Source organism: Streptomyces sp. NPDC002994 (assembly GCF_040611155.1).
Taxonomy (GTDB): Bacteria; Actinomycetota; Actinomycetes; order Streptomycetales; family Streptomycetaceae; genus Streptomyces.
Genome location: NZ_JBEXNQ010000027.1, coordinates 58,351 through 73,550, shown reverse-complemented (window position 1 = coordinate 73,550; position 15,200 = coordinate 58,351). Strand labels below are relative to the sequence as shown.

Sequence of the window (15,200 nt, the reverse complement as noted above, 5' to 3'; positions counted from 1 at the left end):
CGCCGAGAACGCTCCTTGAGCACTGGAAGCGGAAGCGGCTCTCAGGCGTGGGCTACGCCTACGCCCCCTGATACACGAAACCCCCGGCTCCGCCCAGGGAGGCAGGGGTACCGCACCGGTGGTTTGCCGTTGGCCGGCGCTCCAAGTAGCGGCGTCGGCGCTCCGCGTATCTGGGTATCCCGCCGCGAAAAATTGGGGCCGGCTACCGATGAACCTGCCTCGGCGCCACCGCAGACTGCTTGCGTGTACCCCGAACCCGACCAAACCAACCCAGAGGGTCCGTCCTGCCGCACGGCCATGAACGGCGATGTCGCCGTCACGATGAGAAACACTGTGCAAACCGGGAGTCCCGAGACGTCAGCGCATTCAACGTCGAACCCGTGTTCGCAAGATGTTCGCGGGCAGCCCATCCTGGACACTCATCAGGACGCCGCTGCCCCTGATCAGGTCTCTGACACAGGGGTCCACCCGGGGGCCGCCCCGATCGCAGATGGCGATATCCCGCCACGTCTCGATTGCGGCCTTCTTGCAGTAAGCAGCCGCCAACTGCTCGCCAAGCGTGTCTTTGACATTGTTCTCGCCCTGCTGGCACTGATCCTGCTGTCGCCGGTCCTTCTGGTGGCAGCATGCGCGATCAAGCTGTCTTCCACGGGGCCGGTCTTTTACCCGCAAGAGCGAGTCGGCCGCGACGGGAAGCCTTTCAAGATGTTCAAGTTTCGTTCGATGCGTCTGGATGCGGAGCGTCAGCGGTCGGCGTATCTGGACCTGAACGAATGCGCTGGTCCCATCTTCAAGATTCGTCACGATCCGAGGGTCACCCCGGTGGGACGCGTTCTTCGCAGGTGGAGCATCGACGAGCTGCCACAGCTGCTGAACGTCATACACGGCGAGATGAGTCTCGTCGGCCCGCGCCCCCCTCTTCCGGAGGAGTGTGAGCATTATGGTCCGCAGGAGCGGCAGCGATTGCTCGTAAAGCCCGGTATCACATGCATCTGGCAAGTCAGCGGCCGCTCCGATGTCGAGTTCGCTGAACAAGTGCGGATGGATCTGGACTACATCGCCAACTGGAACCTCGTGATGGACATCACGCTCCTGGTCAGGACGGTACCGGCCGTGCTCGAGCGCCGAGGCGCCTACTGATGCGCCGTCGCCGAGCTCACACCAACAGCTCCGAGACGACTGCGGTCAGAGGGGCCTGATCGGCGCTGCGGGAGTGAAGGAGCAGCGCCTGATGGGTGAACATCGCACACCAGACGTTGGCGATGTCCTGATCGCCTGAGAACAGGACTCCTCCGTCCGGTCGCACGAAGCCGAGCAGCGCCCGCGTCAGCCCCTCCAGACGTCCGGCCCAGTGGTCCCCCTGCAGGTATCCACGGCCGCGCAGTAGGAGGCCGATGCGCAAGGCCTGGGCGAGAACGTCGGAACGCACGATTCCCCCTCCCGTGGTCTCCGCGAGGGTTCCGGCAACGGCCTGCAGTCCCATGAGGCGTGCGTAGAGCCTCTCGACGACCTCCAGCGCCTCGTCTTCCGTATGGAGCGCCCCGATGAGCAGGCCCTCGATCCCGTAGAGGAGCGGGTGCAGCTCACGGCACGGCCAGGCTTCCTGCAACATCGCCTCCCAGTGCTCGCAGGTCCGGTGGCAGACCCGTCTGAGAGGTGTCCTGAGCACGCCATCAGGCATCCGGAGCAAGGCCGCAGCCGCTTTCAGGTGGTGCGGGCCCGGTTGCGTCGACCAACGGTCCGGAAGTGGCGCGCCGGCGACCGCGTCATGGGACCGCAGGACAGCAGCTCCCGAACACATGCTTTCGATGATGGTGCAGAGGCCGGCGGCGTGCTTCTCCCATGCGCCGTGCCGGGCGACGTCCCCGAAACATGCGACTCCCCGCGCTGCCATCGCCAGGTCGAACGTGAACACGCCGGCGTTCCGCCAATCGGAGCGACCGGCCGACAGGTACAGCCGCGTCGGCGGAACTCCCTGTTCCGACAAGGTGCGGGTGATCCAGTCCAGCGCCTGCCGGCCGTGCTCGAGTGCATCCGCGGCACGGTCCGGAGAGCTCGCCGCGCCCGACGTCAACGAGGCCATCGTGTTCAGGTAGTAGCCGGTGATTTCGAGGTATACGAACTCTGGTTGCCCCTCCCGATCCAGCCATCCGGCGACCGCTCCGCGCTGGGCGCCCTCCTCGATCTGAACCCCGCTCTGCAGCAACCATCGCTCGATGCGCCGGGCAGCTTCCGCTGTCTCGGCAGACAACCCGGTACCAGTGATCGAGGACGCCTCCGTCATCGCCGGAACTCCGTCCCTGCCGATGACGCGATCACGTCGCCGAGGATCTTCACGATCCGCTCGCCGGCGACGCCATCCCCATAGGGGTCATGGCGAGTGGCCATGCGCGCATAGTGGACGGGGTCCTCGAGCAGGGCGGCCACCGCTGCGACGATGTCGTCCTGATCGGTTCCGACAAGGTTGGATGTCCCAGCCCTGAGGGGCTCCTCGCGCGCCGTGCGACGGTTGACCACGAGAAGCGGTTTACCCAAGGCTGGTGCTTCCTCCTGGATGCCGCCCGAATCCGTCACTATCACATACGAGTCGGCGAGCATACGCATGAACGGGATGTAGCTGCATGGCGCCAGCACCTCGACGTTCCGGGGACGAGTCCCGTTCAGGGTCTGCTGGAGCATCCGCATGACCCGCGGAGACGGGTGACTCACCAATTGGAATTGCACGTCAGGGTAGAGACTCGCCAGCTGCCGGACAGCGTCGAAGATGGATCTGATCCCGTCGGGTATGCTCTCGCGCCGGTGCGTGGTGATCACAATTCGACGTTGCCCTTCGGGTGGCGCGGCCGTTTGACGTGGGTGTGAGAGCGCCCAATGGAGCGCGTCGATCCCGGTGTTCCCGGTGAGGAATATCCGGTCCGGGGCCACCCCCTCGCGTACGAGGTTGGCCGCGGCCATCTCGCTGGGGGCGAAGTGCAGATCCGCGATCGCGCCGAGGATCCGCCGGTGGCCCTCTTCGGGCCAAGGAGCACTGTTGTCATAGGTCCGCAGTCCGGCTTCGACGTGAGCCACTCGCGTGGAGGAGTGAAAGCCCGCGACGCCGGCGGCCATCGTGGTCGTGGTGTCGCCCTGAACCATGACAACGTCCGGGCGTAGCTGGTCACAGATATCGGCGGCCCACTGAGCCACTCTCCATGCCACCTCAGCAGGTCGTTGGTCCTTTCGCATCACCGACAACTGGTAGTCGACGCTCATCCCGAATGTCGTGAGGGCGTCGGACAACAGCTCTGAATGCTGGCCGCTGGAGCACACGGTCGTCTCGAAGATCGAATCCCTGTCGCGCAGTGCCCGAATGGGCGAATACATCTTGATGACCTCGGGCCGTGTGCCCAGGAACGTGACCACACGGATGCGTCTCGCCATGTGCCACCTCCCACGTCCGGCGCTGGCAAGAGATGCTGCGGCCAGTCTGCGGTGGTGCCGGGGCAGGTTCATCGGTAAACGGACCCAATTTTTTCGCGGCGGGATACCCAGATACCGCGGGTGGCCGTAACGACACTTCGAGTGTTCGCCGGCTCACCGTGAGGGGTCGTCGTCAAGCGGGATGGCGGCCCCCTCGCGTGTGTGGACGCCGAGTTTCGCGAGCACGGCGGCCACGTGATGTTCGGCGGTCTTGGGGGTGATGTAGAGCCGGGCGGCGATCTCCCTGTTGGTGAGTCCCTCGCACAGCAGGCGCTGGACCTCCCGCTCCCGCTTGGTCAGGCCGTACGGGTTGGCGCACGTCGAGGCGCGCTTGCCGTACGGGGTGCGCCGCACCCCGGCCGCCCGCAGGCGTTCCCGGGCGCGGTCCGCAGCCGGTCGGGCCCCCAGGGAGCGAAAGGTCTCCAGGGCCTGCCGCATGGCGGGCACGTCACCGCCGAGGCCGGCCAGCGCCGCGTCGTACGGGCAGCCGAGCTCCTCCCACGCTCGCACCGCCTCGCGCCACTGGCCGGCCAGTTCCAGGTCGTACGGCTCTGCGGCCCGCGCCTGCGGGGGTTCGCCGCCCGCCAGCCGGGACCAGCGCAGCATTCCGCCGACGAGCCAGGGGTCGCTGTCGATGGTGACCGCCTTCAGGCCGTGTTCGGCCTCCGCCACGGCGCGGCTGTCGTCCCCTTCGAGCCAGGCCGCCTCGGCGCGGGCGGCCCACACCGGGCCCGCCAGGAAGAGATCCGCCTCTTCGCCGTACGAGAGTGCCTCGTCCAGCAGCGGCCACACCCCGGGTTCGCCTCGGCGGGCCCTGACCAGCGCTGACGTCACCAAGGGCAGCAGCCGGTGCAGCGGTTGGGGGTTCCGGTCGAGCACGTCGCCCGCCTTCTGGGCGGCCCGTGCCCACTGGCCCCGGTGCAGCATGCCGAGGCCGGCCGCTCCGAGGGCCAGCACGAGGAACATCGGGAGGTCGTGTTCCCGGCAGTACGCGCAGGTGCGGTCGGTGAGGCGATCGAGACGCGGCAGGTCATGGTGGAGTGCCGCGGTCCAGCAGGCCACCGCTCCGATCTCGCAGGCGTCGTCCGCCATGGTGTCGTCCTCGGCGATGGCCGCCTGCCATGCGTCCTCGAAGTCCTGCCAGCCCTGCCCGTGGCAGGCGACGTTCACCAGGGCCTTGTAGACACGGAAGCGGACCGTCAGCGCGGGTTCGTCCAGGCGTAGTCCCAGTTCGGCGCCCTTGCCCGCGTAGTCGGCGGTCGTCGCGGGGTCGTGGCCGAGGCAGGCCAGCTGGGCGAGGTTGGCGTAGGCCCAGGCGAGTTCCCGGGTCGGGCCCTCGCCTTCCAGCACGCGCACGGCGTCCAGGCCCGCTCGCCAGGCGTCCGTCACGCGGACCGTCAGCCAGTGCATGTGGGAGAGCCGGCACAGGTCCTCCGCCTCGTGGCGCCGGTCACCCTGCTCGTGGCGCAGCCGGGCCGCTTCGTCCCAGGAGTCGATCGCTTCCGGAAGGTTCCCGGTCACGTAGCTCTCGTAAGCCTGGGCTTCGAGCAGGTCGCCGCGCTGTTCGGGCGGTGTGACGGCCGGGTCGCGCAGGGCGCGCCGGTAGAGGTCGGCAGCCTCCCGGTGCGAGCCGAGCGCCGCGGCGTAGGCGGCAGCCCTCGGGACGTACTCGGCCACGGCCCCTTCGTCGCCGGCCTGCTCGGCGTGGAACGCAACCTGCGCGAGATCGACCGGGTCGACCGGGCCGGAGCGCAGGGCGGCCAGGACGCGGCCGTGCAGCATGGCGCGTCGGTAGACGGGGAGCGACTCCCAGACGGCCCGGCGCGCCAGCTCGTTGCGGAAGTACAGCACCGGACCGTCCGGGCGCAGCACACCCGCGGCCAGGCAGTTCGCCAACCCCGGGGCTGCGTCCGGTGCCACGGCGGTGATCAGCGGTTCGGTGGCACGGGGCCCGATGACGGCCACCGTCTCCGCCACCTCCCGGGCCCAGTCGGGGAGCCGCGCTATGCGGCCCAGCACCGCTTCGCGCACGGTGGTGGGGACGCCGCGGGTGCGGGCTGCCAGGACTTCCGTGACGTAGAACGGGTTTCCGTGCGTGTTGCTGAAGAGCTCGTCCGCGTCCACGGGGTGCCCGGCCGCGGCCGTCAGACCGGCGACCGCCCGGCGGCTCAGTGGCGGCAGTGTGCAGCGGTGGACCGCGGCAAGGGCGGCGAGGTCTCCCAGGAGCGCCGCCAGGGGGTGTGCGGGGCCGATCTCGTCGTCGCGATAGGTGGCCAGGAGCAGGAGGGGGAGCCGGTCGATCCGCCGGGCCAGGAAACGCACCAGGTCCAAGGTGGCCTGATCGGCCCAGTTCAGGTCCTCGATCACCAGCAGTGTCGGCTGCCCTCCGGGCAGGCCGCCGAGCGCGCTGAGCACTCCGCTGAAGATCCCGCCCGGGTCGGTGCGCCTGCGCAGCCCCGCGTGCAGGGCCTGGGACACCGGCGGGCCGAGCAGCGTGGCGACGTCTGTCAGCGGGCCCAGCGGGCGCGGCGTGGACAGCGGGTCGCAGGCTCCGAGCAGCACCCGGGCGCGCCCGGCACCACTCAGCTCCTCCGCGAAGCGCCGCATGACTGAGGTCTTGCCGATACCCGCCTCACCGCGCAACAGCACCAGCTGTCCGTGGCCGTCTTCAGCCTGTTCCAGGCAGTCTGCGAGATCCTGCAGTACGGCGCCGCGTTCGAGGAGATCGGTCACGGCTGTCCCCAGCGTGGGTGCGTATGTGTGTCCGTACACCTTCAGTCTAAGGATCTTCGGGCTCGAACGCCTTCGCGCCCGCGCTGGGGGCAGCTCAGCAGGCCGGCAGCGTCGGCGCCGGGGTGGCCGCGCGTGATGCACCAGTAACAGCGTCGTCGCTCGGCGTATCTGGGTATACCGCCGCGAAAAATTGGGTCCGGTTACCGATGAACCCGCCTCGGCGCCAACCGCAGACTGCTGGCATGCGCCCCGAACCCGACCAAACCAACCCACATGGTCCGTCCCGCCGCACGACCACGACCGACGGCACTGCCGTCACGACGGAAAGGGCTCGAGAACCGGCCCGCGGCGGCTCGACCGCGTCCGCCCGCCCCGAGATCCACTTGTTCGAACCATCGGGATACGCCGGTGTCTTCCAACACGCCTGCCGCCTCGGTCAGCTCCTCGGCCGGTCCGGCCGGCGCGTGGTGCTCCACACCGGGCACGAGCACGAGAAGGTGCGCATCGAGGGCGTCGACCTGTGCCCGTGCTCCTGGTGGCCACGTCATGGTCGTGTCGGCGCTCGCCGCCGTGGCGCCATCGCCCGCAGGTTCGTCAGCCACACGCTGCCGCACCTTCACGCCGCGGTGCCACGCGGAGCGGTCCTTCACGTACAGGGGATCGCCGCGGCGGGGGCACTGACACTTCTCGCACTGAGCATTGTGCGGTTCAGGGATCGCCTGGTGATCTACTCACCGCACGACACGTTCTCGCGACGAGGTCGTGTGGACGGCGCGTTGCTGCGGCTCGCCCTTCGAGTCCCGCACGCGATCATCGTCTACTCCCATGCGGACGTCGAGGTTCTTCGCCGCCAGGGTCTCGAGGCGCACTGTTCTCCGCTCGTCCAAATCGTGCCTGAGGTCTCGGACGATGAGCAGCTCGAGTGGCGCAACGCGTGGCGGGCCGGTACGGACGTGTCCGTCGTCCTCTTCGCGGGATGCATCCGGCCCGAGAAGCGGCTCGACGTGCTCATCGAGAGTGCTCGTCACTGGCCTGCGAATCGACGCTTGGCTGTCGTGGGCGAAGACCGTGGTGGGTGGGCTCACTGCACAGAACTCGCGAAGGCCTACGGCGTCGACGTCGCCGCACGAGTGGAGTTCCTCGAGCTCGCAGAGTTCGCGGCGGCGATCTCGGCGGCGGATCTCGTCGTCCTGCCCTATGACAAGGCGAGCCAGAGCGGGGTGCTCGCGGTTGCCCGTCAGCTGCGCACCCCGACCGTCGCGGCGAACGTCGGTGGCCTGCGGGAACTTGCCTCACAGACGTTCGAGGCAGGCGATCCGCACGATCTCAGCCGTGCCATCGATGCGCAGCTGGCCTGCGCCGTGGCACCCGACTTGTCCCTCGACGAGAACCTGGCGGTCAAAGTGCACCTTCTCGCATACGGGCAGCTGACATGACAACGGATCTGCATCGACGTGTCCCCGGGACCTCCACGGCATCGGATGCCACACGGCGCGCAGCGCCACACGTCAGTGGTGCCGATGCGGGCGCTGTCGAGATCCGCGACGTCGCGCGCTGGTGGCCACTCGTGGTGCTCACCACGCTCGCCGCCCTCGTGGCGAGCGTGGTGGCCTTGGGTCCACGGGCCCCTTCCTACAGTGCGACCACGAGAATGGAAGTCACGCCGCTCGCGCAATCGGACGAGACATTCCTCGGAACCAGCCTCGTTCGCGACGCGGGCGATACCAACCGCACCTCCTCCACGGTGGCGCGACTGCTGGACTCCCACCGCGTCGCGCTCACGACCGCCCAGTCCCTCGGAGGCCGCTGGACCCCCGATTCCGTCCGCGCTGCTGTCGACGTCACGCCGGTCGGCGAAACGAACATGATCGAGATCACCGCCCGAGCGGCCGACCCGGGCCAGGCGGACCGCCTGGCACAGACGTTCGCAAAGACCGCTCTGAAGGATCGGTGGCAGACGATCTCCGCCGAACTGGACCGCCGCATCGCCTTCGCGACCAAGAACACCGCTGCCGATCCGAACGCCGGGGAAGAGTCCGGGAAGCTGCAACTTCTCACATTCGTCCGCCAGACCGGCGCGGACCCCACCCTGAGAATCGACTCGACCAGCCCGCCGGTGCGCGTCGAGGGGATGCCCGCAGTCGTGATGACCGGCATGGCGGCCGTCGGTGGGATGTTCCTCGGCGTTCTCGCCGCCTTCGGGATCGAGCGACACAGGCGCCGCGCGCAGAGCGATGACGTTGCGGCCGCCGGACGCGAGCCCCCGGTGTCCTCAGCGGAAACCCTGGGGAGGTGAGTCCGGTGTCGTTGCCTGCTCCAAAATCACCTCCGCCTCGGCGGATCCCACGTCTCATGGGCATGCCCATCCATGCGGTGACGCCGGACGAGGCGGTCGGCCAGGTGTTCGACAGCTTGGCGGACGGCGGGGGCGGGACAGTGCTGACTCCGAACATCGACATCCTGCGGCAGTACCGGCGCTCGCCGGACCTGCGGCGGGTGTTCGAACACACCGAGCTCGTCGTCACCGACGGAATGCCGCTGGTGGTCGCGCTGCGGCTCCAGAGAACCCCGGTGCCCCAGCAGATCACGGGCACGGACATGCTCCGGGCACTGGCCGCGGGAGCAGATGCGCGTGGGCGCTCGGTCCTGCTCGCAGGAGGTCGTCCCGGCGAGGCACAGCGGGCCGCCGACCGTCTCAGGCAGGTGAACCCGGGGCTGCGCGCCGAAACCTACCCGTGCTACGTCCGGCCCGACACCATGACCAGAGAGCTGGCGGCCCTCTCGCGCACACTGATCGCCTCGTCCCCGGACATCGTGTTCCTCGGTCTGCCCTTCGCGAGCCAGGTATCGATCATGACCGATCTGCGCCCCGCCTTGCCGGGCACATGGTTCGTGGGCGTGGGCTCGAGTTTCGATTTCATCAACGGCGATCGCACACGTCCCCCGGAAATCGTGCGGCGGCTCTGCCTCGAGTGGGCCTGGCGGCTCACGAGTCAGCCCTGGCTCTGGCGCCGCTACCTGGTCCAGGGGGTTCCCACCGCCGCTCGCCTGACCGTCGACGCCCTGCGCCTGCGGTGGCAGCGTGAGGGGTCATCGGCGACGTCAGCCGGCAGCCGGGCACTGCCGTGAGCGTCCCCGAGATCGTCTCCAGGCCGGGCAAGCCGACCGGGCGCAGCCTGATCGCCTCCGCTTCGTGGATGACCGGAAGCCATCTGGTCGCCCAGGCCTTCGCCTACGGATCGCTCATCTTCCTTGCACGACGCCTACCGCCCGCCAGCTTCGGGACCGTGGCAGTCGGAACAGCCGTCGTCTACATCGCGACCCTGCTGGTGGAACGCGGCACCTACGGCGGCATCATGGTGCACCCGGGTCTCACCCGGTCCTACCTCGTACGCGCCTTCTGGCGCTGCTTCCTCATCGCCGCAGCACTCGCCGCAGCGATGGCGGCGGCTGCGGGGCCCCTGGTGGGCACCTTCGCGGGAGGCGGAGACGCGGCTGCCGTCGCGCTGCTCGCGGTCTGCCTGCCCCTGCACGCGATCTCCGTCATCCCCACGGCGCTGCTGCACAAGTCGATGCGGTTCCGGCGGCTCGCCGGGGCGACGGCCGCCGCCAACATCGTGTCCGCGGCGGTGGCCGTGGCCGCGGTCCTGGCCGGCGCGGGCGTCTGGTCGCTGGTGATGCGCCAAGTGGTGCTGTTCGGTCTGCTGGCGGTGCTCACCACCGCGCTGTGTCTGCCCGGTCTCCGCCATCGGTCGGCGGCGCCCTACACCTCCGGCGCCCATGAACACGTGCGCACCGCGAACCGGTGGTTCTTCCTGTTCGGCGTCACCATGATGCTGGCCGCCAACATCGACTACCTGATAGTCGGCCTCTCCAGCGATGCGCATCTCGTCGGTCTCTACGCTCTGGCTTTCACGATCGCCATGGCGCCCTCGACGCAGTTCTCGGAGCAGGTCGGAAAGGTGCTCTTCGCCGCCGCCGCATCCAGCCCCGAGACCAGCGGGGAGCGGACGGTGCAGTCCGTACGCCTGATGTCGGCGCTCCTGCTGCCGATGCTTCCGGCCGGCATCCTGCTCGCACCGGTGGTGCTTCCGGCGGTCCTGGGGCCCGAATGGGCGGGCATGGTGACCGCCTTCCAGGTGCTATGGGTGGCCGGCATCGGTTACGCCATCGACAACTGCATAGGTGAGGCGCTCTCCGGGACGGGACACATCGCCTTCCGCGCGAAGGTCATGGCCGTCCGTTGTATCGCTACCGCGGTCGCCCTGTGGGTCCTCGTGTCGGTCGACGGGATCCGTGGGGCCGCACTGGCGCACCTCGTGGTCTTCGTGCCGTACGTGGCGGTGTATGCCACCGTCGGTGCACGGCTCGCCGGAACCACATCCCGAGACCTCTGGCATGCCGTGCGCCCGATCGTGGCCGCGGTGGGATGGCAGGTGGCGGTGACCTTCGCCGTGCTCGTCTCCCTGAGGGCCTCGGGGACCTCCGACAGCGTCGCCGTCTGCGCCGCAGTCGCTGCCGGGCTGGCGGCATCCGGGATCTTGCTGCTGCGGCCCTTCCTCCGGAGGCGATCACAGTGACCTGGGCAGCGGCCGGACGGAACGGGGCGCCATCGCTGCCGCCGCTCGCGTCCGGACCGGGCCGTCGCGCCCTGGGCACGGCGTGTGTCGCCGTGCTGTCAGCGCTCGCGTTCGGGGCTCTCCTCCCCGGTGCCCCGCTCGCGGCCGTCGCCGCGATCGTGGTGATCCCGCTGGCGTTCGGAGCTCCGGTCGCCGCCCTGTCCGTGCTGGTCGCCCTCACGGTGCTGGTGCCCTTCCAGGTACAGGACGAGTTCTCCGTCGTCGGCGGATCCGGCCGACCCGGGCTGCTGCTCGTCGACGTCCTCCTCATCCTCGGGCTGTGCCGGGTCGGATGGCTGATCCTGTCGCGCAGGCTGAAGATCGACGCGCCGCTCCTCGCCGCCGCGGCCGTCGCCCTGATGCTCACCGGGGCCCTGGCGTGGGGAATCGCGCACGGAGCCGCCGTGAGCGAGGCGGGCCATGAAGCCCGTCGTGTGATGCTCGGAGTGGGTGCGTTCGTGCTGGCGTGGCCGGTGGTCCATGACGAGGCGGCCCGACGACGTCTCAACCGGACACTCCTCGCTCTCGGGTTGGCTCTGGGGGTCTGGGGGCTGTTCCAGTGGGGTTTCTCCATCGGCTACACGAGCTCGGCCGATGTCGGCGTACGCCAGGGTGTTGACCTCACGTCATCGGGCCGCGGTTCACTGCAGGGTGGGCTGTACGCGTACCCGGTCGCCGTGACGCTGGCCTGGGCCGCGCTGGTATCCGGTCGCGTGCGGTCGATCCCGCTCCGGTGGCTGTTGGCGGCGATCGTGTGCTTGAACGCGATCTGCGTCTGGCTGACGTACGAGCGGACCTTCTGGGTGGCCACGGCGGTGGCCTGCGCCGTCGTGGTGATGATGTCGGGGGCCCACGCGCGCCGGATAGCGGCGAGGTGGGCGCCGATCGGTGCTGTGTCGCTGCTCGGGTGCCTCGCCGCGCTCGCACCCGGCGAGATCCGTACGGCCGTGGAACGCCTGGTCTCGGTCACTCGACTTGAGGTCGACAAGTCCTACGAGTACCGGGTGATCGAGTCGCAGGTCGTCCTGGAGGAGATCAGAAGCCGGCCCCTGACCGGATCGGGCTTCGGCGCCACGATCACCTGGAGCAAGGACGATACGTTCGACACCCTGACGACCCCTTTCGCCCACAACGGGTACCTCTGGCTGGCATGGAAGATCGGGATACCGGCGGCGGCCTTCCTCGTGCTCGTGATCGCAGCGGCCGTCGTGAGACGGGCCCCGCCCGCAGAGGAGTGGCAGCGGCACACCCTCCGGATCGGCAGCCGAGCGGCCCTGCTCGCTCTTCTCCTCACCAGCGTGACCTTTCCGGCTTTCGACGTTCTGGGCATCACCGCGGTGATGGGCTTGCTGGTCGCCGTCTGCTTCTCCGGTGGTGACCGTGCCACCTCGGCGAGACCGCTGTCGCCGCCCGGCAGCGGTGCGCCCAAGCACGCCCGGCCGCGTGTGCGGCGGATATGAGGAGACGATGCCCTCGTGCCGGCCACCAGGTGTTCTCGTGACAAGGGCCTCGGTCCGCATGGTGCGTTGACGTGCCACGCACGGTGCCTGGCCGGCGCCGTGCTGAGCATCGTGCTTGTCGCCACGACGATCTCCGGATCTTCCGGTGACCCCGGACCCGGCCCGGCGCAGCAGCGGCAACACGGTTTCGCCCTGCCCACGTACTCCCGTGACGGTTACGGCGATACGCGGGTACTCGAGGGCGGTCTCCGCCACATCGCCGACGTCGGCGCGGGATGGGTCCAGATCGTACCCACGTGGTTCCAGTCCAGTTCCGACGCCAACGAGATCACCCGGGCGCCTGCCAGTGCGACATGGCAGACGCCCGACGACGCCGGGGTGCAGAAGGTGATCGCCCTGGCCCACGAGCGCGGATTGAAGGTCCTGCTCAAACCGCATGTCGATCTGCCAGGCGCCGAAAGCCGGGGCCACATCCGGCCACGCAGCCACGCGACGTGGTTCGCCTCCTACACCGCCTTCATCACCCACTATGCGGATCTGGCCGCACGGACCGGAGTGGAGCAATTCGCCGTGGGGACTGAACTGGAAGGAGTCTCGGGGGACAGGGACAATTGGCTGGGCGTCATCCGGGCCGTGCGTGCCCGCTATCCAGGGCCGTTGGTGTACGCGGCCAACTACGACGAGTACCCGCAAGTCGCCTTCTGGGACGCTGTGGACCTGATCGGCGTCGACGCCTACTGGCCCCTGAGCAGGCAGCCCACCCACGATGTGCAGGCGCTGAAACGAACCTGGAGACCCATCCGGGAGAAGTTGGCGGCGTTCGCGGCCGAACGTGGTCGCCAGATCCTGTTCACCGAAGCCGGCTATGTCAGCCAGCGTGGGTCCACCACCGCCCCGTACTCCTGGACGATCAGCACGACGCCGGATCAGGCGGAGCAGGCGGCCGGCTACGAGGCGCTGCTCGCGAGCTTCCGGAACCAGTCCTGGTGGGCCGGTGTCTTCTGGTGGGTCTGGGACGTGACGCCACGCGGCAGCCGGGATGACGCGCTCGATTACACGCCGCGCGGCAAGGCAGCCGAGAAGGTGGTGCGCCGCTGGTGGACCTGATCAGCGCCGCGAGCGACCGCCGCGTGCGTCGCTCCCGCGGCTCCTTTGGAGCTTTCGGCATGAACGAGAGGGCAGGTCAATGCCGCTCCTGCGGATTCGCCCCTGAAGCGGGTCTGCCGCCGTCGACGCACTCGCCGGCCACTGGCTCGAATCGCTGAACATGCACATACCGGGAAGGCGGACGTGATGGCGGACATACAGGGATCAGGACGAGACACCGAGCTGGACGTCGTCATCGCGACCCGTGACCGCCCGGCCCACAAGCTGGCGGCCTGTCTCGACGCGCTCTGGCACCAGAGTTTCGAGCAGTTCGGTGTGATCGTGGTCGATGACGGCAGCCGGGACCCGGTGGTGCATCGCGTCGAGGCGTCCCACCCCACCCGTCCGATCCGGGTCATCCGCAATGAGAAATCGGTTGGGCCTGCCGCGAGCCGCAACCACGGTGTGGCCCTGTCGGACGCACCGTACGTGCTGTTCATTGACGACGACTGCATCTCCCAGTCCGGGCTGGTCGCCCGGCACCACGCCGCACTGGGCCGTGCCGCCGGACCGGTGGTGTCCCTCGGCCCGATCCTTTCCCCGCCACAACGGCGCCTGCCGCCCTGGACGCACTGGGACGCCGATCGTCTGGGACGGGAATACGCCCGGCTGGGCCACGGCGAGAGCACCCCGACGTGGAACCACTGCTACACCGGCAACCTCGCGGTCCGTCGCGCGGACTTCCGTGCCGTCGGCGGGTTCGACGAGCGTCTGGCCAGACAGGAGGACATCGAACTCGGCTTCCGGCTCTTCCGACTGGGCTGCCGGTTCGCGTTCGATCCAGTCGCCGTCGTCTGGCACGACAGCGATCGCACCCTTCGGACGTGGACCCGCATCCCAGCCCTCAGCGCACATTTCGACGTTCTCATCGATCAGCTCGTGCCCGATTCGGGGCGGCTGTCGTCGGTGCGAGAGGGCCTGCGTCACCGGCACTGGCTGCTGCGCCTCGCCCGTCGGGTCTGCCGGCCGCCGACGGCTCACCGGTGCGCCGTCACCGGCGCGATCGGAGCAGGATGCCTGCTCCACGCCCTACACGCCGATCGACCGTCGCTGGCGGCCTTCAGCCTGGTCTGGGATCTCGAATACACCCGCGCCCTGGCGGAGGCGACATCCGCCTCCCCAGGGCGACTCCAGCGGCGGCCGGCGTAGCAGAGGGTGCGAGTCGCGGACTTCGGCTGGGACGAGCACACCCGCTTCATCGGCATCGGCACGCGCGAGACGCTGGCGGCCCTGCGTGAGCAGTACGGGATCACGGCGCCGCTCGACGAGATGCTCGCCGGCAAGAACCGGCTGTATCTGGAGCTGGCCGCCGCGGCCACCGAGGTCTTCCCCGAGATGCGGAAGTTCGTGGAGCGGCTGCACGCCGAAGGGACGCCGATGATCGTGGCCTCGGGCTCGTCCCGGGCCGCCATCGAGGCGGTGCTCGCGGGCACCGGCCTGGACTCCTTGATCACCGAGGTCGTCTCGGCCGAAGAGGTACCGCACGGCAAGCCCGCGCCCGACATCTTCCTGGAGGCCGCCCGCAGGATCGGCGCGGCGCCGGCCGACTGCGTGGTCCTGGAGGACGCCCCGGCCGGCGCGGCGGCGGCGCACGCCGCGGGCATGCGCTGCGTCGCCGTGCCGTATGTGCGCGGGACGGCGAACGATCCGGCGTTCGCCACGGCCGGACTGCTCTTCCCGGGCGGCCAGGGGGAGTTCACGGCGCGGGCGGCGTACGAACGGCTCGGGCAACGGCCTGCCCGTGAGTCCGAGTCCTGGTGACGCCGAAACCCACCAGCAGTAC

12 protein-coding genes are annotated in these 15,200 nt (G+C 69.2%); 9 read left to right on the top strand and 3 right to left on the bottom strand.

Going from position 1 to position 15,200, the window contains the following annotated elements:
• Positions 1–243: 243 nt before the first annotated feature.
• Positions 244–1,140 carry an exopolysaccharide biosynthesis polyprenyl glycosylphosphotransferase gene (locus tag ABZX79_RS29560; RefSeq protein WP_355264289.1) on the top strand — a complete coding sequence of 299 codons (897 nt, stop codon included), beginning with the start codon at positions 244–246 and terminating at the stop codon, positions 1,138–1,140.
• 16 nt (positions 1,141–1,156) lie between these two features.
• Here the strand turns inward: ABZX79_RS29560 and ABZX79_RS29555 are convergent, their stop codons facing one another.
• From ABZX79_RS29555 to ABZX79_RS29545, 3 genes are all read right to left on the bottom strand, one after another.
• Entirely contained in the window at positions 1,157–2,284 is a 1,128-nt protein-coding gene (locus ABZX79_RS29555) for a hypothetical protein (protein WP_355264286.1), read from the bottom strand.
• Positions 2,281–3,420, bottom strand: coding sequence for a UDP-N-acetylglucosamine 2-epimerase (non-hydrolyzing) (wecB, locus tag ABZX79_RS29550; protein ID WP_355264283.1), 1,140 nt, complete (start codon positions 3,418–3,420; stop codon positions 2,281–2,283). Before wecB ends, ABZX79_RS29555 begins: the two co-directional genes overlap by 4 nt.
• Positions 3,421–3,573: 153 nt before the next feature.
• Positions 3,574–6,192 carry an AAA family ATPase gene (locus tag ABZX79_RS29545; RefSeq protein ID WP_355264280.1) on the bottom strand — a complete coding sequence of 873 codons (2,619 nt, stop codon included), beginning with the start codon at positions 6,190–6,192 and terminating at the stop codon, positions 3,574–3,576.
• A gap of 464 nt (positions 6,193–6,656) precedes the next feature.
• On the opposite strand from ABZX79_RS29545, the gene ABZX79_RS29540 reads away from it, so the two are divergent.
• From ABZX79_RS29540 to ABZX79_RS29505, 8 genes are all read left to right on the top strand, one after another.
• On the top strand, positions 6,657–7,628 hold the full coding sequence (locus ABZX79_RS29540; RefSeq protein ID WP_355264277.1) for a glycosyltransferase: 972 nt from the start codon (positions 6,657–6,659) through the stop codon (positions 7,626–7,628).
• Positions 7,629–7,843: 215 nt separating this feature from the next.
• Positions 7,844–8,488 carry a hypothetical protein gene (locus tag ABZX79_RS29535; protein WP_355264274.1) on the top strand — a complete coding sequence of 215 codons (645 nt, stop codon included), beginning with the start codon at positions 7,844–7,846 and terminating at the stop codon, positions 8,486–8,488.
• Between the two features lie 56 nt (positions 8,489–8,544).
• Complete coding sequence (locus ABZX79_RS29530; protein ID WP_355264271.1) at positions 8,545–9,321, top strand: WecB/TagA/CpsF family glycosyltransferase; 777 nt, start codon at positions 8,545–8,547, stop codon at positions 9,319–9,321.
• Entirely contained in the window at positions 9,318–10,772 is a 1,455-nt protein-coding gene (locus ABZX79_RS29525; protein ID WP_355264268.1) for an oligosaccharide flippase family protein, read from the top strand. Before ABZX79_RS29530 ends, ABZX79_RS29525 begins: the two co-directional genes overlap by 4 nt.
• Positions 10,769–12,271, top strand: coding sequence for an O-antigen ligase family protein (locus tag ABZX79_RS29520; protein WP_355264265.1), 1,503 nt, complete (start codon positions 10,769–10,771; stop codon positions 12,269–12,271). The genes ABZX79_RS29525 and ABZX79_RS29520 overlap by 4 nt, the downstream gene beginning before the upstream one ends.
• A 99-nt stretch (positions 12,272–12,370) precedes the next feature.
• Entirely contained in the window at positions 12,371–13,378 is a 1,008-nt protein-coding gene (locus tag ABZX79_RS29515; RefSeq protein WP_355264262.1) for a hypothetical protein, read from the top strand.
• Positions 13,379–13,564: 186 nt separating this feature from the next.
• Positions 13,565–14,566 carry an exopolysaccharide biosynthesis glycosyltransferase EpsD gene (gene epsD / locus ABZX79_RS29510; RefSeq protein ID WP_355264259.1) on the top strand — a complete coding sequence of 334 codons (1,002 nt, stop codon included), beginning with the start codon at positions 13,565–13,567 and terminating at the stop codon, positions 14,564–14,566.
• 6 nt (positions 14,567–14,572) lie between these two features.
• Positions 14,573–15,178, top strand: coding sequence for an HAD-IA family hydrolase (locus ABZX79_RS29505; protein ID WP_355264256.1), 606 nt, complete (start codon positions 14,573–14,575; stop codon positions 15,176–15,178).
• The last annotated feature ends 22 nt before the right edge of the window (positions 15,179–15,200 follow it).